13 protein-coding genes are annotated in these 26,973 nt (G+C 71.0%); 6 read left to right on the forward strand and 7 right to left on the reverse strand.

The genetic code is table 11. The features are described 5' to 3' along the window. Window positions 1-38 precede the first annotated feature (38 nt). Entirely contained in the window at window positions 39-1,736 is a 1,698-nt protein-coding gene (locus H180DRAFT_RS07855) for a serine/threonine-protein kinase (RefSeq protein ID WP_055485223.1), read from the reverse strand. 508 nt (window positions 1,737-2,244) lie between these two features. Between H180DRAFT_RS07855 and H180DRAFT_RS07860 the strand changes: the two genes are divergently transcribed. From H180DRAFT_RS07860 to H180DRAFT_RS07875, 4 genes are all read left to right on the forward strand, one after another. Beyond that, complete coding sequence (locus H180DRAFT_RS07860; RefSeq protein WP_074466676.1) at window positions 2,245-5,754, forward strand: FHA domain-containing protein; 3,510 nt, start codon at window positions 2,245-2,247, stop codon at window positions 5,752-5,754. Between the two features lie 142 nt (window positions 5,755-5,896). Then, window positions 5,897-7,321, forward strand: a complete 1,425-nt coding sequence (locus tag H180DRAFT_RS07865) for an ABC transporter substrate-binding protein (protein WP_079099925.1) — start codon at window positions 5,897-5,899, stop codon at window positions 7,319-7,321. A 255-nt stretch (window positions 7,322-7,576) separates the two neighbouring features. Beyond that, entirely contained in the window at window positions 7,577-8,857 is a 1,281-nt protein-coding gene (locus H180DRAFT_RS07870) for a carbohydrate ABC transporter permease (protein WP_055485224.1), read from the forward strand. Beyond that, window positions 8,854-9,816, forward strand: coding sequence for a carbohydrate ABC transporter permease (locus tag H180DRAFT_RS07875; protein ID WP_055485225.1), 963 nt, complete (start codon window positions 8,854-8,856; stop codon window positions 9,814-9,816). Before H180DRAFT_RS07870 ends, H180DRAFT_RS07875 begins: the two co-directional genes overlap by 4 nt. Before the next feature lie 138 nt (window positions 9,817-9,954). Here H180DRAFT_RS07875 and H180DRAFT_RS07880 read toward each other — a convergent pair whose 3' ends face one another. Next, window positions 9,955-10,920 (reverse strand): class I SAM-dependent methyltransferase, encoded by a 966-nt coding sequence (locus tag H180DRAFT_RS07880; RefSeq protein WP_079099926.1) that lies wholly within the window; start codon window positions 10,918-10,920, stop codon window positions 9,955-9,957. Window positions 10,921-11,264: 344 nt separating this feature from the next. Between H180DRAFT_RS07880 and H180DRAFT_RS07885 the strand changes: the two genes are divergently transcribed. Beyond that, window positions 11,265-13,805 (forward strand): glycosyltransferase family 4 protein, encoded by a 2,541-nt coding sequence (locus H180DRAFT_RS07885; protein ID WP_055485226.1) that lies wholly within the window; start codon window positions 11,265-11,267, stop codon window positions 13,803-13,805. Between the two features lie 33 nt (window positions 13,806-13,838). Here the strand turns inward: H180DRAFT_RS07885 and H180DRAFT_RS07890 are convergent, their stop codons facing one another. From H180DRAFT_RS07890 to H180DRAFT_RS07905, 4 genes are all read right to left on the reverse strand, one after another. Further along, a complete protein-coding gene (locus tag H180DRAFT_RS07890) occupies window positions 13,839-15,929 on the reverse strand; it encodes a hypothetical protein (RefSeq protein ID WP_055485227.1) in 2,091 nt (696 codons plus the stop codon). A 369-nt stretch (window positions 15,930-16,298) separates the two neighbouring features. Next, a complete protein-coding gene (locus tag H180DRAFT_RS07895) occupies window positions 16,299-21,296 on the reverse strand; it encodes an NAD-glutamate dehydrogenase (protein WP_055485228.1) in 4,998 nt (1,665 codons plus the stop codon). Window positions 21,297-21,761: 465 nt separating this feature from the next. After that, a complete protein-coding gene (locus H180DRAFT_RS07900; protein WP_055485229.1) occupies window positions 21,762-22,439 on the reverse strand; it encodes an HAD family hydrolase in 678 nt (225 codons plus the stop codon). A gap of 156 nt (window positions 22,440-22,595) precedes the next feature. Continuing rightward, the gene (locus tag H180DRAFT_RS07905) at window positions 22,596-23,108 is read right to left on the reverse strand and encodes a DUF6912 family protein (protein ID WP_055485230.1); all 513 of its coding nucleotides are present in this window, start codon (window positions 23,106-23,108) and stop codon (window positions 22,596-22,598) included. Between the two features lie 458 nt (window positions 23,109-23,566). On the opposite strand from H180DRAFT_RS07905, the gene H180DRAFT_RS07910 reads away from it, so the two are divergent. Beyond that, window positions 23,567-23,977: an Rv3235 family protein gene (locus tag H180DRAFT_RS07910; RefSeq protein WP_254665917.1), complete on the forward strand. Its 411-nt coding sequence runs from the start codon at window positions 23,567-23,569 to the stop codon at window positions 23,975-23,977. A gap of 109 nt (window positions 23,978-24,086) precedes the next feature. Here the strand turns inward: H180DRAFT_RS07910 and secA are convergent, their stop codons facing one another. Beyond that, window positions 24,087-26,918: a preprotein translocase subunit SecA gene (secA, locus tag H180DRAFT_RS07915; RefSeq protein WP_055485231.1), complete on the reverse strand. Its 2,832-nt coding sequence runs from the start codon at window positions 26,916-26,918 to the stop codon at window positions 24,087-24,089. Between the last annotated feature and the right edge of the window lie 55 nt (window positions 26,919-26,973).

Consider the following 26,973-nt stretch of genomic DNA (forward strand, 5'->3'; position numbering starts at 1 on the left):
GAAGTCGACAAATCTCTGAACTCGCGTACAGGAATGAGCTATTGGGGAGCGCTGTCGATCAGATTCCCGATCTTGCCGATCAGGTTCTCGACCGACTCCCAGAAACTCTTGCCCTGCTCCCACCACTCGGGAAGCGGAGTGAGATTCCACACCAGCACGGCCGCCACGACCATGAGCACGATCATGAAGAGACAACCCTTGAGGCAGCCCAGTCCCGGAATCCGCATCGGGCTCGCGCTGCGCTGCCGCGGCTCCCTGCGGGGCCGGGGCTCGCGTCGCGGCGGCGGTTCCGGTTCGTAACGCTGCGGAGGCGGCTGGGCGGGACGCCGCTGCTGCCGGCCGTAGTGCTCCGGCGGCGGAGCCTGACGGCGGCCGGGGGGCTGCTGCGGCTGGCGCTGCGGGCGGCGGCGCAGCGGGTCCATGCTCGGGTCGAGCGGCTGGACCTGCGTCTGCTCGTTCCGGTCGCGGGCCGCACGCATCTGGTTCTCCCAGGGGTGCGGACCGTCGGGCCCTCCGGCGTCGGGAGACTGCGAGGGGGCCCCTGGGGGGACGGGCGGCATGACCTGCGTCGGGTCCGCGTTCGGGCCCTGACCCGCGCCCTGGCCGCCCTGGCCCCCGGACTGCGGCATGTAGCTGGTGGCGGCGTTCGGGTCGTACTGGCTACCTCCCGGGCCCTGCGCCTGGGCGGACGGGGAGTTCGGCAGCACCTGCGTGGGGTCCGCGCTTCCCGCGGCGGCACCGGCCGCCGCTCCGGCGACCGCGCCGCCGGCGGCCGCGGCGGCGGCACCGCCCGGGCCGCCGCCGGTCTCCGGCACGGACGCCGGAGCCGGGTCGGGCGCGAGCAGACCGGCGACACCCATCGCGGCGGCCGCCTGCTCCGGCGTGGCACCGGCACCGATGCCGGACGCGACCGTACGGAGCGCGTTCGCGAGACTCTCGGCACTGGGCCGCTCCTCGGCGCGCTTGCGCAGGCACCGCTCGACGACGGTCCACAGCGGGTCGGGCATGCTCGGCGGCCGCGCCGGCTCCTCGCCCAGGTGGCGGTGGATCACCTCGAGCGCCGAGCCGCCGGCGAAGGGCGGGTGCCCGGTGGCCAGCTCGTACAGCAGGATGCCCGCGCCGTAGATGTCGACGGCGGAGGTCTGTGGGTGGCCCTGGGCCGCCTCGGGCGCCACGTACGAAGGCGTGCCGACGAACTCCTGGGTGCGTGTGAGCCCCGGCGAATCGGCGAGCCGCGCGATGCCGAAGTCGGTGAGCATCGGGCGCATGCCCTCGGGGCCGTTGGCCAGCAGCACGTTGGCCGGCTTGAGGTCCCGGTGCACGACACCGTCGGCGTGGCTCGCGGCGAGCGCGTCGGCGACCTGGGCCGTCACCAGTGCGGCGGCCACCGGCGCGAACGGTCCGTTCTCCCGCAGGTAGCGGTGGAGGTCCGGGCCGTCGATCAGGTCCATGACCAGGGCGAGCAGATCGCCCTCGACGACGAGGTCGCGGGTGCGGACGATGTTGTGATGCGTGAGGCGGAGCAGGACGGAGCGCTCCCGCAGAAAGCGCATGACCACATCAGGGTCGTTGGCCAGCTCCTCCTTGAGGACCTTGATCGCCACCGTCTCACCGGGCTGACCGGCGACGGCCGCTTCCGCGCCCGCTGTCTCCCGCTGCCTCGCCCGCCACACGGTTCCGGTGGCGCCGCGGCCCAGCGGTTCCTCGAGCAGGTACTTGCTGCCTACCGGCCGCACGTCATGCGCTCCCTGGTGTCGTACTGCAATCCCGCCCACAATAGTGCCGCCTCGCCACCGTTCGACGTCGAGTGCGAACTGACGGGCGACTTCCGGCAAGGACGCGCCGTGCGGCGAGGACGGTTGCGCATCGCCGGCACACAGCGGCCACGGGCGGAGACCCGTCGTCCGGCGAGCCCCGTGCGAGGCCCCGGAACGGCACCGCGCCCCGGGGCGCGGATCGTATCCGGCGGAGTGTCCGGACGGGCCCTCTTGCGCACCACGGCGAAAACTCAAGATCATTGAGCGCCGCGAGCGGGACGCGATGTCGGTGACGGGTGCGAAGATGCTCACGGCATCGACAGCACTGTGCGCGGACGCGTGGATCCGCGGGGCCGCAGGGCCCCCTCCCGGGCGGCGCGTTCGCGGGGGCTGTGCCGTGTGACATGTGCGCCGGGCGCGGACGCCGGCGAGGGTGACCGCCTCGCCGCGCGTGGTCGGCACACCGTGGTTGGGACCGGGAGGGCCGATGCAGATCCGGCTGACTGTCACCCTCGGGCCGCGCGCGAGCGGTCCGGGCGGGGCCGGCGCGGCGGGTGCGCCGAGCGGGGGAGCAGCGTGCGACGTGCTCGTGACCGCCCCCTCGGGGACGCCGCTGTCCGCCGTGACGGGCGGTCTCGTCTCCGCCGCCGCGGCAGCGGCGGGCGGCGGCTCGGCCCCCGGCAGCGCGGGGGCGGGCCAGGGCAGCGGTACGGAGCCCGCGCAGGATTCGGCGGCGACCGTGTACGCGGGCACGGAACGGCTCGATCCGCACCGTCAGTTGCTGGGCGAGCCCCCGCTCCTGGACGGAGCCGTCATCTCCCTGCACGGCCCGGCGGCGATGCCCGCCCTCTCGGCCTACGGCTCGGCGAGGGCCCGGCTGCACGTGATCTCGGGTCCGGACGCCGGTGGCATACACCTCCTCCAGGGCGGCAAGGTCACGCTCGGCCGCTCCGCCGAGGCCGACGTGCCGCTGGACGACCCGGACGTCTCCCGGCTGCACTGCGCGGTGACGGTCTCCGACGGCGGCGCCGTGACGGTCGCCGATCTGGACTCCACGAACGGCACGATGCTCGACGGCGCTCCCGTCGGCGGCCGTCCGGTGCTCTTCCGCCCGGGTGCGACGCTGCGCGCCGGGGAGTCGGCGCTGCGCGTGGAGACCTCGGCGCTCGGTGTCTCCCCGGACTTCGAGCCCGCCGGCGGGCCCAAGGCCACCACGCCCCTGCCCGCCTCACTCTCCACGGAGCCGGACGGGAAGGGGCAGCTGCGCCTGACGGCCCCGGACGGCGGCCAGGAGGGCCCGCGCGAGGACCGGGACAGCGCCACCGCCCACCGCGGCGGCGCCGCCACGGAGGCTTCGGGAACACTCCGGGACGGCGCCGCCGCTCAGGCCCCGGGAACACTCGCAGGGCACCCCGCGGACGGTTCGGCGGGGATCCCCCACGGATACGCACCGGGCGGACCGCTGCCCGACGGCAGCACCACACACGGTTCGGGCATCGCCCAGCACGCCCGCTACGCCCGGCAGTCCACCGCCGGCCCGTCCGGTACGGACGGCGGGCCCCGCACGCCGGGCGTCCCTGCCGAGGCGGAGTCCGGGCGTGCGCGCGCCCGCGGGCTGGGCGCGTGGGCGCGGCGCTTCGCGGGCGGCCAGAACGAGGAACGCGCACGGCCGCCCGCGGGCACGCCCGGCGCCGCCCCGGCTTCCGGGCCCGGCGGCACCGGCGCCGATCGGGCCCCGGCCGAGGACGAACGCCGCCCCGACCCGGCCACGATCCTGCTCACGGCGCTCGGCCCCGGTCCGCGCCTGTGGGAGCGCGAGCCGGGTCATCCGGAGGCGCTGACCGTACGGATCGGCACGGCCCACCGCGGCGACGGCCGTCCCGGGGCACCGGTCACCGTCGGCCTGCGCGAAGCGGGCGCGCTGGGCCTGGCGGGGCCTCGCCCGCGCCTGATGGGCCTGGCCCGTTCGGTGCTGGCGCAGCTCGCCGCCCTGCACGGCCCGAGCAGCCTGGAGATCGTGCTGATCTCGGCGGACCGCTCCCGTGACGTCGAGGCCCGCATCCGGGAGTGGTCCTGGCTGGGCTGGCTGCCTCATCTGCGTCCGGCGCACGGGCAGGACTGCCGTCTGCTCACCGCCTACGACCGGGACCAGGCGGCTGCGCGCGCCGCCGAGCTGACCCACCGCCTCGACGAGTCGCGTCAGTACGCGGGGCGCGGCGAAGTCCCGTCCGGTCCCGGCCCGTTCACCTTGCTCGTCGTCGACGGCGATCCCGGGTCGGCCTCCCTGCGTGACGCGGTGGCGCGGCTTGCGGCCGAGGGGCCGCGGGCCGGCGTCCATCTGCTCTGCCTTGCGGAGACACCCGCGGCGACGCCCTCCTCTCCCGTCTCCGAGACGGTGCGGGCCGCGTACGCCACGTCCGCCGCGTTCCGCGAGTGCGGTGCGCTCGCCCTGCTCAGCGGTGCGGTCGCGACGGCGGTCCGGGTGGTGCGCCGGGACAGCGCGGCGACGGGCGGCCCGGAGGCGCCGGGCACGGCGACGGCAGGCACCGGGACGCCGGGCACCGCGACGGCAGGCACCCCGGGCACCGTCTGCACGCTGGACGCCGTCTCTGCCGCCTGGGCGGAACGCTTCGCACGGGCCATGGCTCCGCTGCGAGAGTCCGAGGGCACGCCGGTGCGCACCGGCTCGGCGGCACGCTCCGCCGTGACGCTCCCCCGCAGTTCCCGGCTCCTGGACGAACTGGGCCTTGCCCGCGCCACGCCCGCCGCGCTGCTCGCGCGCTGGGCCGGACCCCCCGCGGACGGCGCGGCAGGCGACAAGGCCGGCCCGGCGGCAGCCCGTGCGGCCCTGGTCTTCGGCGCGGGGCCGCGCGGCCCCCTGGAGGCGGAGCTGGGTCCCGGCCGGGGGCACGCCCTCGTGACGGGGCCGTCCGGGTCCGGCAAGACCGAGTTGCTGTGCTCGCTCGCCGCGTCCCTGTCCGTCGGCAGTCCGCCCGACCGCCTCCGGCTCGTCCTCCTCGACGGCGACGGCGGGTCGGGAGAGGGCCTGCACACATGCCTGGAGCTGCCGCACGCCAGGCATCACCTGGCGGCGAACGACGTTGGCCTGATGCGCGAGTTCGCCCAGTCGATCAGCGGGGAGCTCAAGCGCCGCGCGGAGTTGATCGGCCCGGAGAACACGTACGAAGGCTTCGTGCGCCAAGTCGCCCGTGCGGGGCACCGGTTGGCCGCGCAGCAGCGTCGCCGCGCGCAGCCGGCGGGAGCCGTCGACCCGGCTCCCGCCGGCGAGCAGCGGGACGAACCGGGCACGCTGCGCCTCCGCACGCAGACGGGTCCGGCGCCGGACGGCGGAACGGACGCGACGGCCGACGCCAAGACCAGCAACGGCGAGGCGATCGTTCAACACTTGGACGCACAGCCTGTTTCTCTCCCCAGAATCGTCATCCTTGTCGACGACTTCGACACACTTGTCGATCCCTCGCTGGGCAACCCCGGGCGCCCCGCGGCGGGTTCGGTCGTGCGCGCCCTGGAGGGCGTGGCCAAGGACGGGGCCCGTCTCGGGATGCACGTCGTCGCGGCGAGCGGCCGGCCCGACCGCACGGCGGCGACGGCGGTCGCCCGGGCGGCCGCGCTGCACGCCGAGCTGACCTTCCGGAGCGGCGGTGAAAGACCGGGCGGCGAGGACCCGGTCCCCGGCCGTGGCACGCTCACCGAGGCGGACGGCACGGCCACGGCCTTCCAGGCGGGCCGCATCACGGGCCGCATCCCGCGCACGGCGACGCAGCGTCCGACGGTCGTCCCGCTGGACTGGACGCGCGCGGGCGACCCGCCGGCGAGGCGCCCCGTACGGGAGCTGGGCAACGGCCCGACAGACCTCGCTCTGCTCGCGAGCGCGGTCGGCCGGGCGGCGCAGTCTCTCGGGGTGGACCGACAGGAATCGGGCACCTCCGCTTCGAACACATCACGGAGTGGTCAAGATGAGGTTCTTGAAAGCTGACAACGTATTGCGGGCTCTCCGCGTTCAGGCGTAGGACTTTGCCCACGGGACTGAGGGCGTGGACCAGAAGCCTTCAGCCTTGTGACCACCACGGCGCGGTGACCGGGATCCGGAACGCGCCTCCGATGGGACGGCGGGAGCTATGCGTAATACGGTCCGTGCGACTGGTGCAGCAGGCACTGGGAACAACGGCATCTTCAGCAAGACCGGAACCAGGTCGGCCGCACGTGGCGCGGTAGCGCTGTGCGCCGTCGCCGCGCTGTCGCTCACGGCCGCCTGCGGTGGCGGCGGCAGCGAGGACAAGGGGGAAGGCGGTGACTCTTCCCAGGCAGAGAAGAGCACCGTGAAGCTCCCCGATCTCAAGGGTGAGAAGCTTCAGGTCGCCGCGGTCTGGACGGGCGACGAGGGCAAGAACTTCACGAAGGTCATCGAGGCGTTCGAGAAGCGCACCGGTGCCGACGTCAAGGTCACGCCCACGGGTGACAACGTCGCGACGTACCTCGGCTCGAAGATCGAGGGTGGATCGCCGCCCGACGTCGCGATGCTGCCGCAGGTCGGTGTGCTGAACCAGTTCGCCGAGAAGGGCTGGCTCAAGCCCCTCGACGACGCCACCAAGAAGGAGCTCGGCAAGAACTTCTCCAAGGGCTGGCAGGACCTCGGCGCCAACAAGGGCAAGCAGTACGGCGTCTACTTCAAGGCCGCCAGCAAGTCCCTGATCTGGTACAACGCTGGCGCGTACGAGAACGCGGGCGTGGGCGAGGCGAAGACCTGGTCGGAATTCGTCAAGAACGCGCAGACGATCGCCGATTCCGGTGTCGAGCCGGTCTCCGTCGGCGGCGCCGACGGCTGGGTCCTCACCGACTGGTTCGAGAACGTCTACCTCTCGCAGGCGGGCCCGGAGAAGTACGACAAGCTCGCCAAGCACGAGATCAAGTGGACCGACCCCTCGGTGAAGAAGGCGCTGACCACTCTCGCCGAGCTGTTCGGGAAGAAGGAGCTGCTCGCCGGCGGCAACAAGGGCGCGCTCCAGACCGACTTCCCCACGTCCGTGACCAAGGCCTTCGACTCCACGGACGCCCCGAGCGCCGCGAGCGTCTTCGAGGGTGACTTCGTCGGCATCAACGTCGCGAACGACACCAAGGCGAAGATCGGCAAGGACGCGAAGGTCTACCCGTTCCCGGCGGTGGACGGCGACGCCCCGGTGGTCACCGGTGGCGACGCGGCCGTCGCGCTGAAGGACAACAAGGCCGCTCACGCCCTGCTGACCTTCCTCGCCTCCCCCGAGGCCGCGGCTGTCTGGGCCCAGGAGGGCGGCTTCGTCTCGCCGAACAAGAACCTGGACGGCGAGGCGTACCCGAACGATGTCCAGCGCAAGATCGCCAAGGCCCTGGTCGGGGCGGGCGACGACTTCCGCTTCGACATGTCCGACCAGGCCCCGGCCGCGTTCGGCGGCACCAAGGGCAAGGGTGAGTGGAAGGCTCTCCAGGACTTCCTGAAGAACCCCAAGGACGTGGCCGGCGCCCAGAGCGCGCTCGAGGCGGCTGCCACCAAGGCGTACGAGAACTGACGTCCGCGCCGACTCCCGGTCCGCTGGGAGCCGGCGACTCGTCGAACGGTGCCGGGTACGTCGAAGACGACGGGCCCGGCACCGGCGGCTCCGCGCCACGCGGCCCACACCGACCACGACTTCCGGCCCCGGACAAGGGACACCACTGTCATGCCCACCCCTACTGCGCCACCGCCGACGCCCCCTGAAGGGGCTGCCGCTTCCGCGGCCCCGGCCGCCCCGGCGCCCAAGCCCAAGAACGCCTCCGTCTCCGTGATGCGTTCACGGCCCTGGATCGCCTTCACGTTCCTGATGCCGGCGTTGGTGCTGCTGAGCGCCCTCGTCATCTACCCGATCGTGTACTCGGTCTTCAGAAGCACCCTCGACGCCTCCGGATCGGGCTTCGTCGGACTCGGCAACTACGTCGAGGTCTTCACGGACGACGACATCCTGACCGCGTTCAAGAACAACATCATCTGGGTCATCGTCGTCCCGTCGGTGTGCACGGCGCTGGGTCTGATCTTCGCCGTCCTCACCGAACGGGTCCGCTGGGGAACGGCGTTCAAGCTCATCATCTTCATGCCGATGGCCATCTCGATGCTCGCCGCGGGCATCATCTTCCGGCTCGTCTACGAGCAGGACCCGCAGCAGGGTGTCGCGAACGCCGTCTGGGTGGGCGTGCACGACACGTTCGCCGAGTCCTCGGCCTGGCCGGGCGCACGTCCCCGGCCCAACGCCGAGCTGGCCGAGTCCGGCAAGGGAGCCTTCACGACCAAGTCGGCCGTCTCCTCGTCCGACCCGGCCAATCTCCCGCTCGTCGGCGTCCCGCCGAAGGATGTGGCCGGCGCGGCACCCGCGGAGTCGGCGCCTCCCGCCGAGGCCGGCGGCATCAGCGGCACCGTCTGGCTGGACTTCTCGCCGGGGGGCGGCGGCAAGCCGGACGTCGTCGACCCGAAGGAGAAGGCCCTCGAGGGCATCAAGGTCGAGGCCGTCAAGGGCGGAAAGGTGGTCGGCACGGCGGAGACCGCGAAGGACGGCACGTTCACGCTGCCGTCCAAGGCCGACGGCGCCAAACTCCGCCTTCCGGCCTCGAACTTCGCAGAGCCCTACAACGGCATCGACTGGCTCGGCTCGACCCTGGTGACGCCCTCGATCATCGGCTCCTACGTGTGGATGTGGGCCGGCTTCGCCATGGTGCTGATCGCGGCCGGACTGGCGGGCGTGCCACGCGAGTTGCTGGAGGCCGCGAGGGTCGACGGCGCCAACGAGTGGCAGGTCTTCCGCAAGATCACCGTGCCGGTGCTCGCCCCGGTCCTCGGAGTCGTCGTCGTCACGTTGATGATCAACGTGCTGAAGATCTTCGACCTCGTCTACATCATCGCCCCCAGCGCCAGCCAGAGCGAGGCCAACGTACTCGCGCTCCAGCTGTATCTGTCGTCCTTCGGCGCCGGATCGAACCAGGGCATCGGCAGCGCGATCGCTGTCATTCTGCTCCTGCTCGTCCTCCCGGTGATGGTCGTCAACATCCGTCGCCTGCGAAGGGAGACCCGCCGATGACTGCCGTCAGCGCGGCCCAGCCCGAACCGACTTCCGCCGTCGCCCCGCCGGGGGCGAACACGCCGCCGTCCGAGGGGAAGAAGACCTCGGTCGCCGGCCGGCTGGTGGGCCTCACCGGCCACTGGGCGGTACGTCTCGGCCTCGTCGTCATCGCCCTGGTGTGGCTGATGCCGACCGTCGGACTGCTGAGCTCGTCCCTCCGCAGCCCGGAGGACATCGGCGTCTCCGGCTGGTGGACGGTCTTCGAGCTCAACTCCAGCTTCCCGTGGGTGATCGACGCGGGGCAGCTCACCGGCGAGAACTACGACGCCCTGCTCTCCAACGACCTGGTGACGGGGTCGCTCTTCACGACCCTGCTCATCACGATCCCCTCCACGCTCACCGTCGTGATCATCGGCGCGCTCGCGGGTTACGCCTTCGCCTGGCTGGACTTCCCCGGCCGCGACTGGTTCTTCCTGGTGGTCGTGGGGCTGCTCGTCGTTCCGGTGCAGGTGGCCCTCATCCCGGTCGCCAAGCTCTTCGGTGCGATCGGGCTGTTCAACACCACACCCGGCGTCGTCCTCTTCCACACGGCGTTCGGTCTGCCGTTCGCGGTCTTCCTGCTGCGCAACTTCTTCGCGGAGATCCCGCGCGAACTGCTGGAGGCCGCGCGACTCGACGGTGCGGGCGAAGTACGCCTCTTCACCCGCGTGGTGATGCCGCTGGGCGGGCCGGCCATCGCCTCGCTCGGCATCTTCCAGTTCCTGTGGGTGTGGAACGACATGCTCGTCGCGCTGATCTTCGCGGACAACAGCAATCCGCCGATCACGGTGGCTCTGCAGCAGCAGGTCCGTCAGTTCGGCAACAACATCGACGTGCTGGCGCCGGGCGCCTTCGTATCGATGATCATCCCGCTGATCGTCTTCTTCGCGTTCCAGCGTCAGTTCGTCACGGGAATGATGGCCGGCGCCGTGAAGTAGCGGCAGCGGGAGGGCCGGTGCGGGAGCCGTGCAGCGGCGACGGCACCGCACCGGCCCACCGGCACGGGAGCCGTGCAGCACGACGAGCACGGCAGAGCACGACAGCACAGCGGACGACGCGGGGAGTGTCCCTCCCCGTCACCGGTCCCGGGCGCCGCGCAGCACCCGGGCCAGGTGCCGGGACACCACGGGGGGCAGCACCTCGCGGGCGGTGCGGCGGGACAGCGCGGAGAGCGCCGCGCCCCTGCCGCCCCGCGCACCGTCACCTCCGGAATCCCGGGCTCCGGCCCGGGATTCCGCATGCCGGGAGCGCGGCAGCCGCGGCGGCGCCGCCTTGTCCGCCCCCACCAGCAACAGCCGGTCCCCGGCCACTTCCTGCCACTGCAGCCAGCAGTCGCCGCGCTCCCGCAGGGCCGCGTGCAGCTCGTCCTGTACGGGGCCGGGGTCACCCCAAGTGCCGTAGAACTTCTGGGCGCTGACACAGACGGGCCGCAGTCCGTCCTCCAGTACGGCCTGCCACGTCGCACACGCCACCCCGGGCGTGTGGGAGGAGCGGTAGTCGTCCAGGACGACCAGGCCGTCGGGCCCGAGCGCGGTGCGGGCGGCCGCTATGTCGGGACGCACGTGCTCGTAGAGGTGGGACGCGTCGACGTGGACGAACCGGCAGCTGGCCGCCTCGACTTCGCCGGGGACGACGGATGTCGGTGCGTGCAGCACGCGCGGCAGTTCGTCGTGGAAGGAGAGGAAGTTGCTCTCGAACCCCCGCCGCGTCAGCGTCGAGTACGAGCCGCGCATCTCGCGTTCGTTGCCCTCGCTCGGAGCCTGAGAGCCGAACAGGTCGCAGACCGTGAACGTCTCGCCGGGCCGCAGGTACGACTGGAGCATGATGGCGCTCTTGCCGAGGTAGGCGCCCATCTCCAGCAGATCGCCGCCCTGTTCGAGCCTGTCCTGCCGTGACAGCAGCCAGTCGAAGAGAACGATGTCGGTGTTGTAGAACCAGCCGCGCACGTCGCGGAAGGAGCGGGGCCGCGGCAGCTTTTCCTGCCCGCCCTCCGCTTCGGTGTCGTGCGGGTCCGTGGCGCGGGGCGTGGAGGCGGAGGTCATAGGAGCGCTTCTCCTCGTGCTGCGGAAGGGCGGAACAAGGCGCCCCGGACCGACGAATCGGTGGTTCCGCGGCACCCACCGCCCTGTATACGAGCCCGCCACCCCCGTGTGCACGCCCTGAAGGCGCGTGTGAACAGGGCTTCCGCCGACCGACGTCCCTCGTCCACCGATGGTTCAGCCGGTGTTGGGAGCAGGCCCCGGCCGGTGCCGCCGGCAGGCATCGTCCGCCTGAACACGTCGACTTCGCCCCTGCTGGCTATTTTCACATCACATATGGACAATACTGCCGATATGGTGCATTTCGGATGTCAATTTTCGAGCGGCGGCTGTGAGGAACGGGCCAGATGAAAATCGCTTTTCTGCTGGACAACGCCTACGGAATCGGGGGGACGATCCGCTCGACGGTGAATCTCTCCCGAGCTCTCGCCGATCGCCACTCGGTGGAGGTCGTCAGCCTCCGCCGCACGGTCCGTGACACCTCCCTCAGCTTCGACCCCCGGGTCACCATGACCCACCTCCTGGAACTGCGCCGCAGCGAGCGCGGCTACGACGGCGACGACCCCCGCTTCCGCGAACCCAGCCACCGCTTCACCGAAGGCGCCGACCACCTGGAGCGCGGAGTCGCCACGCACCTCGGGGACCTGCGCGTCGAGGAGTTCCTGCGAAACACCGACGCCGACGTCGTCATCGCCACCCGCCCCAAGATCAACGACTACCTGGCGGCCTACGGAAGCGACCGGTACCTGCGCATCGGCCAGGAACACCTCACCCACGCCATGCACAGCGACCATGTGCGCACGCACCAGGACGCCGCGATTCCGCTCCTCGACGCCTTCGTCACCGTCTCCTACGCCGACGCCGAGAACTACCGCGCCGCCATCACCGGTTCCGGCACCGAGACCGCCGACGGTGACGCCCTCATCACCTGCATCCCGAACGCCGTACCGGCCGTGGACGTCGAGCCGTCCGACGGGGAGAGCAAACTGATCGTCGCCGCCGGGCGGCTGATCAAGGTGAAGCGATACGACCGCCTCCTCAAGGCGTTCGCCCTCGTCAGCGCGAAGCACCCGGACTGGCGGCTGCGGCTGTACGGGCGGGGGCGGCAACAAGCCGCGCTGCGGGCGAGGATCGACAGCCTCGGCCTCTACGACAGGGCCTTCCTCATGGGCCCGCACGCCCCCATCGAGGCCGAGTGGGCGAAGGGCGCCATCGCCGCCGTCTCCTCCGACGCCGAGTCCTTCGGGATGACTCTCGTCGAGGCCATGCACTGCGGAGTCCCGGTCGTCAGCACGGACTGCCCCTACGGTCCCGGGGAGATCATCGACAACGGACGGGACGGCCTGCTCGCGCCGCTCGGCCCGACGGAGAAGGACAGCGTCCGCGCCTTCGCGGACGCGCTGATCCAGCTGATCGAGAACCCCGAACTGCGGTACCGGATGAGCCAGGCCGCGCTGGAGAAGGCCGCCCGCTACTCACCGGAGCGCATCGCAGGCGAGTACGAGCAGCTGATCGAGAAACTGCTGGAACAGCGACGGAACAGAGGCGCACACCCGGACCGGATCCTGGCGGGGAGCCAGGCCGCCTCCCGGTCCGGCGCCGAGGCCGCCACCGAGGCCCACATCGAAGCCGGCACCGAAGCAGGCACCGAGGCAGGCGCCGCAGCGGGCGCGGGAGCAGTGGAACCGGCTCCGGCCTCCGCATCCGGAGCCGAGCTCTCCCCCGGTGCGGCGGAGGCTCCCGCGCAGGGCCCGCCGCCGGACAGAGCACCCTCCCCCGCGGCCGCACCCTCGGCCTCCGCTCCGGCAGACCTTCAACCACCGCAGCCCGCAGCGAAGAAGAGCCCGAAGCCGGCCGCTGCCTCCCCGGCTCCGGCGTCCCGTCCCTTCCGCCGCTTGGCGCTGCGCGTCGCGGGGCCCGTGCTGCGTCCCGCCGTACGGGCCTGGCGGAGCCGCCGCGACGCGAACCGTCCGGCCGCCAAACTGCGCCGCCCCATCGCTCGCACCCGCGTCGCCGACGACGGTTCGCTCGTCATCCGCCTGCTCGCCAAGCGACTGCCGAAGACGCGGTCAGTGCTGCTCGTCCGCTCGCGGCGCGACAGCGGAACGCCGCACCGCATCCCGATCCCGCCGCGCGCCGAGGCCGTCGACGGCTGGGTCGAGGTACGGCTCGAACGCACCGGGCACCCACTGACGGAGGACCGCTGGGACACGTACGTCGAACGGGTCGCGGACCGCAAGCGCAAACGGGTCCAGTCGGAACTCGTCGAGACGGCCCGGCTGCTGTCGATGCCGGCACCCGTCGACAAGGACGGCGTGCTCACGCCCCGCGTGCCCTACACGACCCTGGACGGCTACCTGGCCGTACGGGCCTGGCACCGCCATGGGCACGCCGAGGTCACCTCCGTCGAACTCGGCAAGGAGGGCTGCACCGTACGCGCCGAGTTGTACGGGCTCGCCGCTCGCGCGGCGGACGAGGACGGCGGCTCCATCGTCGGCGTCTCCCGCTCTGCGACGGAGCCCGGATTCGAGCTTCCCTTCGAGCTCACGCCCGGACTGGTGCCGTCGATCTCCTTCGAGCTTCCGTACGAACTGCCGGCCGCCCTGGACTCCGGGGACCTGAACGGCGTGTGGGATCTGTGGATGAGGACCGGCGCAGCGAAGGATGCGCGGCGCGTCCGCCTCGGACGGCTGCTCGGCGACCTTGCCGACCGCAAGAAGACCGACCTGGTGCCCCGCGTCCGGCTCGGTGAGACGGAGACAGGGGTGTGGTTCTACTTCTCCCTGGTCAACGACCTGGTGGTCGCCCTCCAGCCGCTGCCGTTGGAGAAGCCGGTGGGGCCCGCGGCCAAGAAGAAGACCGCGCCCTCTGCCGCGGCCGGAACCTAGAGGACCGACGAAGATCTTGTTGAGGCCCTGTCGTCAGAGTGCCTCGTCGTCGGCGGCGTCGCCCAGTCCGTCGAGCGGCCCGTCAGCCAGGAGCCGGCCGGCGGTCCCGCGCCGGGCCGACGGGCCGGCCGGCTCCGTCGGCGCGGCCGTCACATCCGCCGTCGGCAGCCCGCAGCCGCGGGCCTGGTGGGCCCGCGCCTCGGCTCGCAGCGCATCCACTGCCCTGGCGAAGCGGACGGCTGACGGCGGCTCGTCCGGGCCCAGCAGATAGGCCTTGAGTTCCGCGCGCGCCGGCCGCAGCACATCGCGGGCAGGCTCACGCACCGACTCCAGCAGGGCGGGAACCCCGTCCGCCTCCGGGGTCAGGACGGTCGCCGCGCGCACGGTCGGGAAGCCGGCCCGGAACTCCTCCTCCGTCAGCCCTGTGGTGTTCACGACGGCATACGGCTTCTCGCTGCTCAGATAGTCCGACACCACGCTGGAGACATCGGAGACGAGCAGGTCGGCCTGGTTGAAGCACGAGTGGATGCCCGGCCGGCCGTCCGCGAGCACCAGGTGCTCCGCCGGGTCGCACGCACGCCAGTAGCACTCCTCCCACGCCTCCACGGCGTCGAGCACCGTCGCGGCGGACGGCCATGCTCCGGCGTGCTGCCGAAGCATGCGCTCCGCCTCGTCCCAACGGTTCCGGGACCCCTCATTCGCGAGTGCGGCCAGTTCCGCCTCGTGCTCCTCCAGCTCCGCCGCCGCCTGCGCGTCACTCGCATGAGCGATGCGACGGGACGCGTTGGCTGCGGCGATCTGCGCACGGATGCGCTCGTCCGCTTCCTTCATCGCCGGGTCGACCGAACCCGTCATCGGATGCGGCTTGTAGAGCAGCCGGACCCGCTCGTCCGCGAGCAGCGCGGCCACGATCCGCTCGCCCGCCGGCAACAGCGACGTGTTGCCGGGCTCGTCGGTCCACCCCTCCCAGGTCGGGGCGTACAGGACGGTCGTGTACTTCCCCGCCGGCGGACCCGCGTACGGGCGGATGGATTCGAGCTGCGGGCGGCCGACCTCGACCACGTCCTCGTCGCGTACGCCGATGCCGGCCAGGCGGTAGCGCTCGCGGGCGGCGGGCCCGGCGACCCAGACCTGGTCGTAGGCCTTGGCGTAGGGGTTGCAGGAGGAGAGCTTGTCGCTCTCGCCGTGGTTGATGAAGGCGTGCTTGATGGTGGGGATGCGAAGCACGTGGGAGGTCTTGCCGGAGTTCGCCGGATGCAGCAGCACGGGAAGGCCGGACTGTTCCAGGCGCATCAGGTGGGCGACCTTCGGGATGCACACGATGGGGACGTCGGTCGCGTCGATGCGCCGCACCATGAACCGCTCGCGCAGCACGATCAGCGGTCGTCCCCCCAGCCGGGCGAGCATCGGAAGCCACATGTTCGCCTGGTACGCGGAGGACGTGCCCCCGGAGAAGTACATCCCGACCGTGGGCCGGTACGCGGCCAGCCAGCCGTCGAGCCAGGCCAGAACCTCCTCCTCACCGGCAGGACGCCGTCCCGGCAGCAGCCGGCAGGCCAGGTGCACCACGCCGGTCAGCAGTACCGCCCAGCACAGCAGAGCCGTCAGGGCACCCCAGCGTGCGTTGCCCGTCATCGCCGTGGCCGCTGCTCCGACGGTGACGAGCGCGCTGCACAGCAGCAGCCGGAGCGTACCGTTCCGGCCGAAGAGCAGCGGCGGAGTCGGCCCGATACGCAAGGCGGAGACGTCGATGTTGCGAGTGACCACGGGCAGCCTGCGTGAGCGTCGTACGCGTGCGGCCACCGCCTGGCACACGAAGTGCGTCGTCCAGCAGCCGAGCACCGCGATCAGGAGCCAGGCCGCGTAGTGGGCGGGGCGCAGCACATCGAGCCGTGCCAGCCCGCCGAGGAGGAGCGCGTCCCGCAGCAGCTGCCGCACGGGGAGGTGAAGCTGGGCGCCGCCGAGGCTGCGGGCCAGGGCCGGTCTGCGGCTGGTCAGCCACGACTCGGCCGCGATGCCGAGGGCGGCGCCCGAGACGACGAGAGCGGTTCCCGCCAGCAGCAGGCCCAGCAGCTGGAGCACATATCCGGCAGCCAGCGGAGCCAGCCCGGTGACCGCGGCCACCAGAGACCCCGGGAGCCGGCGGCCGGCGGCTGCGGGGGCGGGCCCGGCAGCGGGGGGCGGCGAAGGGGCTGCCGAGGGCCCGGAATCCCGCGGGTGCGGGCCCGGGGCTGATCCGGACACGGAAGCGGAAGCGGCGTTCGGCTCTGTACGCATGGGCCTCCCCTGCGGTCCCCTCCAGTGAAGACCGGCCGGGCTCACGGTGCGCCCTGGGTACGGCCGAACGCGTGCCCCATGCGTGCCCCCGGCCTGGGACACGGGCCCCGACGGGGCGGGGCACGCATGCGGCGGTCCCCGTACGGGTGACCGCACGGGGACCGCCGGGCCCCTCCGGGGCTTCCCCCGGCCGGGACCTTCAGCTCTCCGGGGTGCTCACCGGTTGCTGCGCAGCAGCGTGCGCATCGTCCGCATGGCGACCGAGAGGTTGGCCAGGTCGAAGGTCTCCGACGCCTGGATCTCGTCGAGGGTGGCGCGGGCACGCGAGAGGATCGTCGCGTTCTTCGCCTCCCACTTCTCGTAGCGCTGCTCGGGCGTCGCCGTCCCGTCGCCCTCCGAGAGCACGTCCGCGGCGATCAGCTGATGTGCCGCGTACAGGTCCTCGCGGATCGCCGAGCGGGCCATGGACTGCCACCTGTCTGCACGTGGCAGTTCGCTGACGCGCTCCTGGAGCTGTGTGATGCCGAGCCGGTCCGCCAAGTCGTAGTAGACGGCGGCGACGTCGAGCAGCTGCACGCCCGTACGGTCGGCGACGGCCACCACGTCCAGCCCGGAGAAGGCCGCGGAGAACCCGGCCACCCGCATGGCAAGTTCGGACGGGACGCCGGCCTCGGCGAGCCTGTCCAGGATCGCCTGGTGCCAGACGCGGTCGTCGCCCTTGAGGAGTTTGGGCAGCTCGTCCCACACGGCCGCCACCCGGTCGCTGAACAGCTCGATCGTTTCGGCGAGTTGCAGCGGCTGCGGCCGGTTGTTCAGCAGCCACCGTGTGCCGCGCTCGACGAGGCGGCGCGACTGGAGCCTGATGCTGGTGAGCACATCCGCGGCGACGACATTGTCGAGCGCCTCCGCCTCGTCCCAGATCTCGCCGAGCCGGAAGATGGCGCGGGCGGCGGTGTGCGCGCGCACGACCTCCTCGGTCGACGCTCCCGTCTCCTCCTTCATGCGGTGGGCGAAGCTGGAACCGCCGGTGTTCACCGTGTCGTTGACCAGCAGCGTCGTGACGATCTCGCGTCGCAGCGCGTGCCCGATGATCTCCTCGGGGAACTGCTCGCGCAGCTGCCGCGGGAAGTAGGCGTGAGCCAGCTGCTGGAGGTACGGATCGTCGGGGAGCTGGGTGGCGATCAGGTCGTCCGACAGCGTGATCTTGGTGTACGCGAGCAGCACCGCCAACTCCGGCTGCGTCAGGCCCGCTCCGGCTGCGAGCCGGTCACGGATCTGCTTGTCGCTGGGCAGGAACTCCAGCTCCCTGTCGAGCCGGCCCTCCTTGGCCAGGCGGCGCATGTGCCGGTGGTGCGCCTGAAGCAGGCCCGGTGCGACCTCGATCGAGTTGGCCAGCGCGACGTTCTGCGCGTAGTTGTTGCGCAGGACCAGCTCGCCCACCTCGTCTGTCATGTCCGACAGCAGGCTGTTGCGCTGCTTGACGGTCATGTCCCCGTTCGCCACGACCGCGTTGAGCAGGATCTTGATGTTCACCTCGTGGTCGGAGGTGTCCACGCCCGCGCTGTTGTCGATGGCGTCGGTGTTGACACGGCCGCCGTTCAGGGCGAACTCGATGCGGCCCAGCTGGGTCAGGCCCAGGTTGCCGCCCTCGCCGACGACCTTCACGCGCAGGTCCTGGCCGTCGATGCGGATGGCGTCGTTGGCCTTGTCGCCGACATCCGCGTCGGTCTCCGTCGACGCCTTGACGTACGTGCCGATGCCGCCGTTCCACAGCAGATCGACCGGGGCGGCGAGAATGGCCCGCATCAGCTCGGCCGGAGTGACCTTGCCGGCCTTCGACTCGATGCCGAGCGCCGCCCGCACCTGCGGACTGACCGGCACCGACTTCGCGGTGCGCGGATAGACGCCGCCGCCCGCGGAGATCAGCGAGGTGTCGTAGTCCTCCCAGGAGGAGCGCGGCAGGTCGTACAGCCGTCGGCGCTCCGCGTACGAGGTGGCCGCGTCGGGGTCGGGGTCGAGGAAGATGTGCCGGTGGTCGAAGGCCGCGATCAGCCTGATGTGTTCGGACAGCAGCATGCCGTTGCCGAAGACGTCGCCCGACATGTCGCCGACGCCCACGACCGTGAAATCCTGCGTCTGGGTGTCGTGATCCAGCTCGCGGAAGTGCCGCTTGACGGACTCCCAGGCACCGCGGGCGGTGATGCCCATGCCCTTGTGGTCGTAGCCGGCGCTGCCGCCCGAGGCGAAGGCGTCACCGAGCCAGAAGCCGTACGCCTGCGCGACCTCGTTGGCGATGTCGGAGAACGTGGCGGTGCCCTTGTCGGCGGCGACGACGAGGTAGGTGTCGTCCTCGTCGTGACGGACCACGTCCTCGGGGTGCACCACATCGCCCACGACGAGGTTGTCCGTGATGTCGAGCAGCCCCGAGATGAAGGTCTTGTAGCAGGCGATGCCCTCGGCCAGCCACGCGTCCCTGTCCTCCGCCGGGTCCGGGAGCTGCTTGCAGACGAAGCCGCCCTTGGCCCCGACCGGCACGATGACGGTGTTCTTGACCTCCTGCGCCTTGACCAGGCCGAGGATCTCCGTCCGGAAGTCCTCACGCCTGTCCGACCAGCGCAGACCGCCTCGCGCGACCTTGCCGAAGCGCAGGTGCACACCCTCGACGCGAGGCGAGTACACCCAGATCTCGTACTCGGGGCGCGGCGCCGGGAGATCGGGGATGGCCTGCGGGTCGAGCTTGACCGACAGGTACTCGTGCGGCCCCGCCGACGGGTCCTTCGCGCCTCCCACCCGGCTGCCCGCACCGGCACTCTGGAAGTAGTTCGTACGCAGAGTCGCCCTGATGACGGTGAGGAACGAGCGCAGGATGCGGTCCTCGTCGAGGCTCGCGACCTGGTCGAGCGCGCCGTCCAGCTCCTCCAGCAGGCCGTCCGTCAGCTCGTGCCCGGCTTGTGAGCGGCTGGGGTCGAGCCGGGCCTCGAAGAGGTTCACCAGCAGCCGCGTCGTGTGCACGTTGTGCTGGAGGGTGTCCTCCATGTACGTCGGGCTGAAGGTGGCACCGGCCTGCCGCAGATACTTCGCGTAGGAACGCAGCACCATCGCCTGCCGCCACGTCAGACCGGCGGAGAGCACGAGGGAGTTGAGTCCGTCGTTCTCCGCGCGGCCCGTCCACACGGCGGTGAAGGCGTCCTGGAAGCGTTCGCGTGCGTCCTCACCGAGGCCGTGCGCGTGGGAGACGGGCATGCGCAGGCCGAAGTCGTAGATCCACGCCCTGCTCTTGTCGCTGCAGCGCAACTCGTACGGACGCTCGTCGACGACCTCGACGCCCATGGCCTGCAGCGCCGGCAGGACGGCCGAGAGCGAGACGGGCTCACCGATGCGGAAGATCTTGAATCTGCGCTCGCCCGGCCCGGCGCCGACCGGTTCGTAGAGGCTGAGCGAGAAGTCGGCTGTGCCGTCGCCTCGCGCGAGTCTGTTCAGATGCTGAAGGTCCGCGACCGCGGCACGCGGCGGGAAGTCGGCCTTGTACCCCTCGGGGAAGGAGTTGGCGCTGTAGAGATGACCCAGTTCCGCGGCCTGCTCCTCGCCGAACTCGGCTGTCAGCGCCTCCGCGTAGCCGTCGGCCCAGGACCGCGCGGCCTCCACCAGACGGCTCTCGATCCGGGTCACCTCGGCGTCGGTCAGCTCGGGCAGCCGTGCGCCCGGCTTGAGCCGGACCACGAAGTGCAGCCTGGTCAGCACCGATTCGGTGTTCCAGACGCTGAAGTCGACGTTGGTGCCGCCCAGTTCCTCGGTGAGGATCTCCGTCAGCCGAAGCCGGACTGTCGTCGTGTAGCGGTCACGGGGCAGGTAGACGAGGGCCGAGTAGTACCGCCCGTACTCGTCCTTGCGCAGATACAGCCGCAGCTGACGGCGCTCCTGCAGATAGAGCACCGAGGTGGCGATGGAACGCAGCTGGTCCACGGGGATCTGGAACAGCTCGTCGCGCGGATAGGTCTCCAGGATCTGGAGCAGGTCCCGGCCGGCGTGACTGTCCGGAGCGAACCCCGCGGAGCTGAGCACCTCGGCGACCTTGCGGCGGATGACGGGCACGCGGCGCACCGACTCCGTGTACGCGGCGGAGGAGAAGAGGCCGAGGAAGCGCCGCTCGCCCACGACGTTGCCCTCGGCGTCGAACTTCTTCACACCCACGTAGTCGAGGTAGGACGAACGGTGCACGGTGGCCCGGCTGTTGGCCTTCGTCAGCACCAGAAGGCGGTGCTCACGGGCCTTGGCGCGGGCGTCCACGGAAAGGCGGCTGAAGGACGGGGAGACCGGGTGGCCCTCGTCGCCGGAGGTCTGGTGCGGGTCGGACCGCAGGATGCCCAGACCGGTGCCCGGCACCGGGGTGAGCGTCAACTTCTCTTCCCCGTCGGGGACTTCCTCCGTCAGCTCGTACTCGCGGAAGCCGAGGAAGGTGAAGTGGTCGTCGGCGAGCCAGCGCAGCAGCTCCCGCGCCTCCTCCACCTCCTGGTCGGGCAGGTCGGGGGCGGCGGGCTCGGAGTCCAGCTCGTCGGCGATGCCGAGCGCCGCGCTGCGCATCTTGCGCCAGTCCTCGACGGCTTCGCGCACGTCGGAGAGGACGCGCAGCAGATCGTCCGTGATCTGCTTGAGGTCGTCACGCTCGGTCTCACGGTCGACCTCGACGTGGATCCAGGACTCGGTGAGGGCGTCGTGCGGCAACTCGCGCACCGGCTGCTGACCGAGCTTGCTGCGCCCGGCGTCCATCACCTCGAGCAGCTTCCCCGCGACGTCACGGCGCACGATCATCTGCGGGTGGATCACGACGTGAATGCCACGGTGCTGCCGGGACAGCTCGTTCGTGACGGAGTCCACGAGGAAGGGCATGTCGTCGGTGACGACTTCGATGACCGTGTGCGTGCAGGTCCAGCCGTTCTCGTCCACCGACGGGGTGTGCACACGCACGTTGGCCGTGCCCTGGGGCCGCTCCTGCGCCAGACGGTAGTGCGAGAACGCCGCACCGAGAATGTCGACCGGGTCGCGGTCCTTGAGGTCCTCGGGCGCGGTGTGCAGGTAGTAGCGCTGGAGGAACGCCCTGAGCGCCCCGTTCTCGAGACCCCGCGCCGGGTGGTGTCCCCCGGCCGGGCTCTCCTCAGCTACCCGGGCGGCCTCTTCCAGCCGCTCGGCCTTTGCTTCGTCCAGCTTGGTCTGCATGTCCTGTGGCTCCTGTCGCGCGCCGTTGCGTGACGTGAAATGGCGTGGGCTTGTCCGGACACGGCATCAGAACGCGGGCGGTCGCCCGGGGCTCGACGCGTGCCGTGGAGTACGACCAGCGGCGGCCCTCGGCGCTGTCGCGCAACGGGCACCGGGCGGGGGCCGCGCGGCCCCCGGGAGATATCGCGCTGATCACGCCCCGTAGGCTACAGCCACCGCACCGGGGGCCGTCATAGACCTTATGTGTACAAAATCGGGGGTTGGTCTTGGACGGAGTGGACAGCAACGGGAAACCGCCTGCCCCGTGCGGAACGGCCGTACGGCTGCCCGTTCCTGCGCCGTTTTCCTCACCGCCCGGCTCCCGGTTCTCTTCCCGCCCGTTGCCGCACCGGCCGCACCGGCCGCACCGGCCGCACCGACTGCCGCGCCTGCCGAACCTGTTGGTGCCGGCGGCCCCGACCACGGCTATGCGGTTATCTGTTCGGCCGTCTCGACGGCCTCGGCCAAGGTGTCCACCACGGGCACACCGGCCGTCTCCAGGCTCGCCCGGCTGTGCGAACCGCCCGTGTAGAGCACGGCACGGGCGCCCACGTGCGCCGCAGCCTTCGCATCGTCCACGGCGTCTCCGATGACCACCGTGCGTTCCGCCCGTACGCCGTGCAGGGACAGCAGATGGCGCGCCATCTGCTCGGCCTTGCCGCTTCCGGTGGAGCCCCTCGCGCCGTCGACACGGACGAAGTGCCCGTCGATCCCGTGTGTCCGCAGGAGCGGGACGAGCCGGTCGTGCGGAGCAAGCGAGCACAGCGACTGCGTGTGCCCGGCCGCCGCGAGGTTCGTGAGCAGTTCCGCCGCACCGTCGGCCAGGCCCGCGTGCTCCGCCTGCCGCCAGTAGTGCCGGTGAAAGGTCTCGTCCATCACCTCCCACTCCTCCGCGCTGGGCAGCCGCCCCATCAGCCGCTCGTAGAACCGCGGGACGGGAACGCAGTAGAGCTCGCGGTAGCGCTCCAGCGTGATGGAAGGGTGTCCGAGCTCGGCGAAGGCGGCGTTCGTCGCAGCGATGACCGCGTGAATGTCGTGCAGCAGCGTGCCGTTCCAGTCCCAGACGATGTGAGCGGACCGTCTGTGCTTTTGTCCCAGACCCATGCATACGACGGTACGTCCGGGGTGTGACAACGCGATACCGGATTCGGCCGTCCTGACGCCTCGCCGCGTTCCGCCGGTACACCCCGGCAGCGTCCGCTGCGCCCGGTCCCGCCGATTCGTGTGAGCCGTGGCACTCGGTGATCCGCGCCGCCCTCGTCAGTCGGTCAGATGCGGGATCTCCTGCGTGGCGAACCAGAGAAGCTCGTGGTCCTCGGCCCCGTCCACCGTGAACCGGGCATCGTCGTCGCCCATGTCCGCCGCGCCGAGCGCATCGGCCGCAGCGGCCACGTCCGCCTCGGCCTCGCCGGAGTCCATGTGTACGGCCGCCGCCTTCGACAGCGGTACAGGGCCCTCGATGCGCACCTCCCCGAGGGATTCACGGTCCAGGCCGCGGCCGGGGTCGAAGGAGACCACGGCGTCCTCGACGTCGAGGGCCAGCACCACGCGGCGGCGGGACACCTCCGGCCTCACCGCCAGCAGCCGCAGCGACGCCTGGGCCGCCCGGTTGAGTGCCGCGTACTCCAACTCCTCGCTGTCGTCGGAGAGATACCACTCACGCAGGCCCGGCGTGACCGCGTACGCGACCGTGCCGCCACGCTCCGGCGCCAGCTCACCGGCCCGGTGGGCGTCACGCAGCGCTGGGAAGGTCAGAGGCACGTAGACACGCATGGGCTGCCGCTTTCGTGTATCGCCGGAGGGTTTGCCACGCCAGGATACGGGCCGCACGCCGCCTGCCCGCCCTTCGACTACCACACAAAGCCGCAGGTGAGAGGGGTTGACTGTCAACCCCTCTCCAACGGCCGTCCTGATAGGTGAATCGCACGGGCGGCCCGCCGCACGGTTCGTCACGCATTGCGACCACGCGGTCACGCAGATACAACCGTGAGTGAAGCTACCGCTCGGTAAACACCGGCGTCCGGCGGCCCTCCCGTGGCCGTCCACCGCCGCTTCCCAGACCGCTCACCGCATCTCGCCACTTGTCGGGGGACCCCATGGACACCACACCCACACCACCCGCTGCCGCCTCGCCCCGGAATCACCGGACCGCCGCGCGCAAGGCACCGCCCGGCCGCCGGGACTCGCGCCGCCCGGAGACCCGGCGCCCGGGGCCCGTCACGGCCCGCCCCGTGAGCGGCCGCACCGCCGCTTCCCCGTCGGCCTCCGCGCTGCGGGCCGCGGCCGCCAGGGAGCGGGAGCGGCAGCCGCCCTTCTGGTTCGCCAGCCGACTGGTCCTCGTGCTCAGCGGACAGCGGCCCGTCCACTCGCTCCTGGGGCACATCCGCAGCTCCGCCTACGAAGAGCTCTCAGGCCTCGCCTCGCACGCTCCGCTGCGCCCGCGCGGAACGGACCGCACGAGTCCGGCCGTGCTGGATGCCCGCGGCACCCGCCCCAGCGACGGAGTCATCGAGGCGTTCGCGCGAATCGTCACGGGCAACCGGCAGCGGGCCATGGCCTTCCGCCTGGAACTCTGCCCGGACCGCCGCTGGCGCTGCGCGGCGGTGGAACTGGACGGGCAGTCGCCCTCGAACCGGCCTTGAGGCAGCGGGCACCGCGGGCCGCCGTTTCCGGACCGCAGCGCTGCGCCCCGCCGGAAGCTCCTCTCCGGCGGGGCGCAGCACAGGACCGCCCTCGGTCAGCGGGCGCGGCTCACTTCTTGCGCCGCTTGCCCTTCTGCGCCTTGCGGCGCTCCGCCCGGGTCATGCCGTCGGCCTCGGAGCGGACGGGGCCACCGTTGCCGGTCTCCAACTCGCCCTCCTCGACGCCGCCTTCGGCGGTCGGCGCGGAGTAGTGCAGCCGGTCCGGACGCTGCGGTGCGTCCAGGCCCTTGGCCCGGATGGCAGGAGCGCCGCCCGCCGCTGCACCCGCGGGGACCACCTCTTGCGGTTCCTTCTCCAGCGAGGCCTTCTCGTCGGGACGCTTCTCCTGGACGGGGACCTCCTCGACCTGCTGCTCCACCTGGACCTCCAGGTTGAACAGGTAGCCGACGGACTCCTCCTTGATCCCGTCCATCATGGCCTGGAACATGTCGAAGCCCTCGCGCTGGTACTCGACCAGCGGGTCCTTCTGCGCCATGGCACGCAGGCCGATGCCCTCCTGGAGGTAGTCCATCTCGTAGAGGTGCTCACGCCACTTGCGGTCGAGCACCGAGAGGACCACGCGCCGCTCGAGCTCACGCATGATCTCGCTGCCGAGCTCCGCCTCACGCGCGTCGTACTGCTCGTGGATGTCGTCCTTGACGGAATCGACGATGAACTCCGCTGTGACGCCCTCGCGTTCCCCGGCGGCCTCTTCCAGTTCCTCGATGGTCACCCGCACGGGGTAGAGCTGCTTGAACGCGCTCCACAGCCGGTCCAGGTCCCACTCCTCGGCGAAGCCTTCGACCGTCTCGGCCTGCACGTACGCCTCGATGGTGTCGTCCATGAAGTGCCGCACCTGCTCGTGCAGGTCCTCGCCTTCCAGGACGCGGCGGCGCTCGCCGTAGATGACCTCACGCTGCCGGTTGAGCACCTCGTCGTACTTCAGGACGTTCTTGCGGATCTCGAAGTTCTGCTGCTCGACCTGGGACTGCGCGGAGGCGATCGCCCTGGTCACCATCTTGTTCTCGATGGGGACGTCGTCCGGCACGTTCGCCATGGCCATCACGCGCTCCACCATCTGCGCCTTGAACAGGCGCATCAGGTCGTCGCCCAGCGACAGGTAGAAGCGGGACTCGCCCGGGTCGCCCTGACGGCCCGAGCGGCCACGCAGCTGGTTGTCGATGCGCCGCGACTCGTGCCGCTCGGTGCCCAGCACGTACAGACCGCCGAGTTCCTTGACCTCCTCGACCGCGTCCTTGACGGAGCGCTCCGCCTTCTCAAGCGCGGCCGGCAGCGACGCCGCCCACTCCTCTGCGTTCTCGACCGGGTCCAGCCCGCGGTCGCGCAGCTCCTTCTCCGCCATGCCCTCGGCGTTGCCGCCGAGTTTGATGTCGGTGCCGCGGCCGGCCATGTTCGTGGCGACCGTGACGGAGCCCTTGCGGCCCGCCTCGGCGACGATTGCGGCCTCACGCTCGTGGTTCTTCGCGTTGAGCACCTGGTGGCGTACGCCGCGCTTGTTGAGCTGCTCCGAGAGGTACTCGGACTTCTCCACCGAGGTCGTGCCGACCAGCACCGGCTGGCCCTTCTCGTACTTCTCCGCGATGTCGTCGACGACCGCGTCGAACTTGGAGACCTCGGTGCGGTAGATCAGGTCGGCCTGGTCGGCGCGGGCGAGGGGCCGGTGCGTGGGGATCGGGACGACACCCAGCTTGTAGATCTGGTAGAACTCGGCGGCCTCCGTCATGGCCGTACCGGTCATGCCCGAGAGCTTGTCGTAGAGACGGAAGAAGTTCTGCAGGGTGATCGTGGCGAGAGTCTGGTTCTCGTCCTTGATCTCCACGCCTTCCTTGGCCTCGATCGCCTGGTGCATGCCCTCGTTGTAGCGGCGGCCGGCGAGGATTCGGCCAGTGTGCTCGTCCACGATCATGACCTCGCCGTCCATGACGACGTAGTCCTTGTCCTTGTGGTAGAGCTCCTTGGCCTTGATGGCGTTGTTCAGATAGCCGACGAGGGGCGTGTTGACCGACTCGTAGAGGTTGTCGATCCCCAGCCAGTCCTCGACCTTGACGACGCCCTGCTCATGGATGCCGACCGTGCGCTTCTTCTCCTCGACCTCGTAGTCGCCGGTCTCGGGCTTCTGCGTACGGGGGTCGCCGGCCTCGCCCTTCTCCAGGCGCTTCACGAGCTTGGCGAAGTCGCTGTACCACTTCGTGGCCTGGTCGGCGGGCCCCGAAATGATCAGCGGCGTCCGCGCCTCGTCGATGAGGATGGAGTCGACCTCGTCGACGATCGCGAAGTTGTGGCCGCGCTGGACGAGCTCGTCCTTCGACCAGGCCATGTTGTCGCGCAGGTAGTCGAAGCCGAACTCGTTGTTGGTGCCGTAGGTGATGTCACAGTTGTACTGCTCGCGGCGCTCCGCCGGCGTCATGTGCGCCACGATGCAGCCGACGTTCAGGCCGAGGAATCGGTGGACGCGGCCCATCCACTCCGAGTCCCGCTGGGCGAGGTAGTCGTTCACCGTGATGATGTGGACGCCCTTGCCCGAGACGGCGTTCAGGTACGCGGGCAGCGTGCCGACCAGGGTCTTGCCCTCACCGGTCTTCATCTCCGCGACGTATCCGAGGTGCAGCGCCGCACCGCCCATGATCTGGACGTCGTAGTGACGCTCGCCGAGTACGCGCTTCGCGGCCTCCCGCACGGTCGCGAAGGCCTCCGGCATCAGGTCGTCGAGGCTTTCGCCGTCCGCGTACCGCTCCTTGTACTCATCCGTGAGGGCCCGGAGCTCGGCATCGGACAGGTCCACGAAGTCCTCTTCGATGGAATTCACCTGCCGCGCGATGCGGTCCAGCCTGCGCAGGATCTTCCCTTCACCTGCGCGCATGAGCTTGCCGAAGACGGACACTTAGGGTGGCTCCTTGCCGGTCGAACCTGGCACGGTCAGTGCGCGGACACGGCGA

The sequence above is a fragment of the Streptomyces sp. WMMB 322 genome (assembly GCF_900090145.1).
GTDB lineage: Bacteria > Actinomycetota > Actinomycetes > Streptomycetales > Streptomycetaceae > Streptomyces.

Excerpts from the sequence above, each read along its gene's own strand:
- H180DRAFT_RS07860 (WP_074466676.1), top strand. The coding sequence starts at position 2,245 with ATGCAGATCCGGCTGACTGTCACCCTCGGGCCGCGCGCGAGCGGTCCG.
- H180DRAFT_RS07865 (WP_079099925.1), top strand. The coding sequence starts at position 5,897 with ATGCGTAATACGGTCCGTGCGACTGGTGCAGCAGGCACTGGGAACAAC.
- H180DRAFT_RS07870 (WP_055485224.1), top strand. The coding sequence starts at position 7,577 with ATGCGTTCACGGCCCTGGATCGCCTTCACGTTCCTGATGCCGGCGTTG.
- H180DRAFT_RS07875 (WP_055485225.1), top strand. The coding sequence starts at position 8,854 with ATGACTGCCGTCAGCGCGGCCCAGCCCGAACCGACTTCCGCCGTCGCC.
- H180DRAFT_RS07880 (WP_079099926.1), bottom strand. The coding sequence starts at position 10,920 with ATGACCTCCGCCTCCACGCCCCGCGCCACGGACCCGCACGACACCGAA.
- H180DRAFT_RS07885 (WP_055485226.1), top strand. The coding sequence starts at position 11,265 with ATGAAAATCGCTTTTCTGCTGGACAACGCCTACGGAATCGGGGGGACG.
- H180DRAFT_RS07895 (WP_055485228.1), bottom strand. The coding sequence starts at position 21,296 with ATGCAGACCAAGCTGGACGAAGCAAAGGCCGAGCGGCTGGAAGAGGCC.
- H180DRAFT_RS07900 (WP_055485229.1), bottom strand. The coding sequence starts at position 22,439 with ATGGGTCTGGGACAAAAGCACAGACGGTCCGCTCACATCGTCTGGGAC.
- H180DRAFT_RS07905 (WP_055485230.1), bottom strand. The coding sequence starts at position 23,108 with ATGCGTGTCTACGTGCCTCTGACCTTCCCAGCGCTGCGTGACGCCCAC.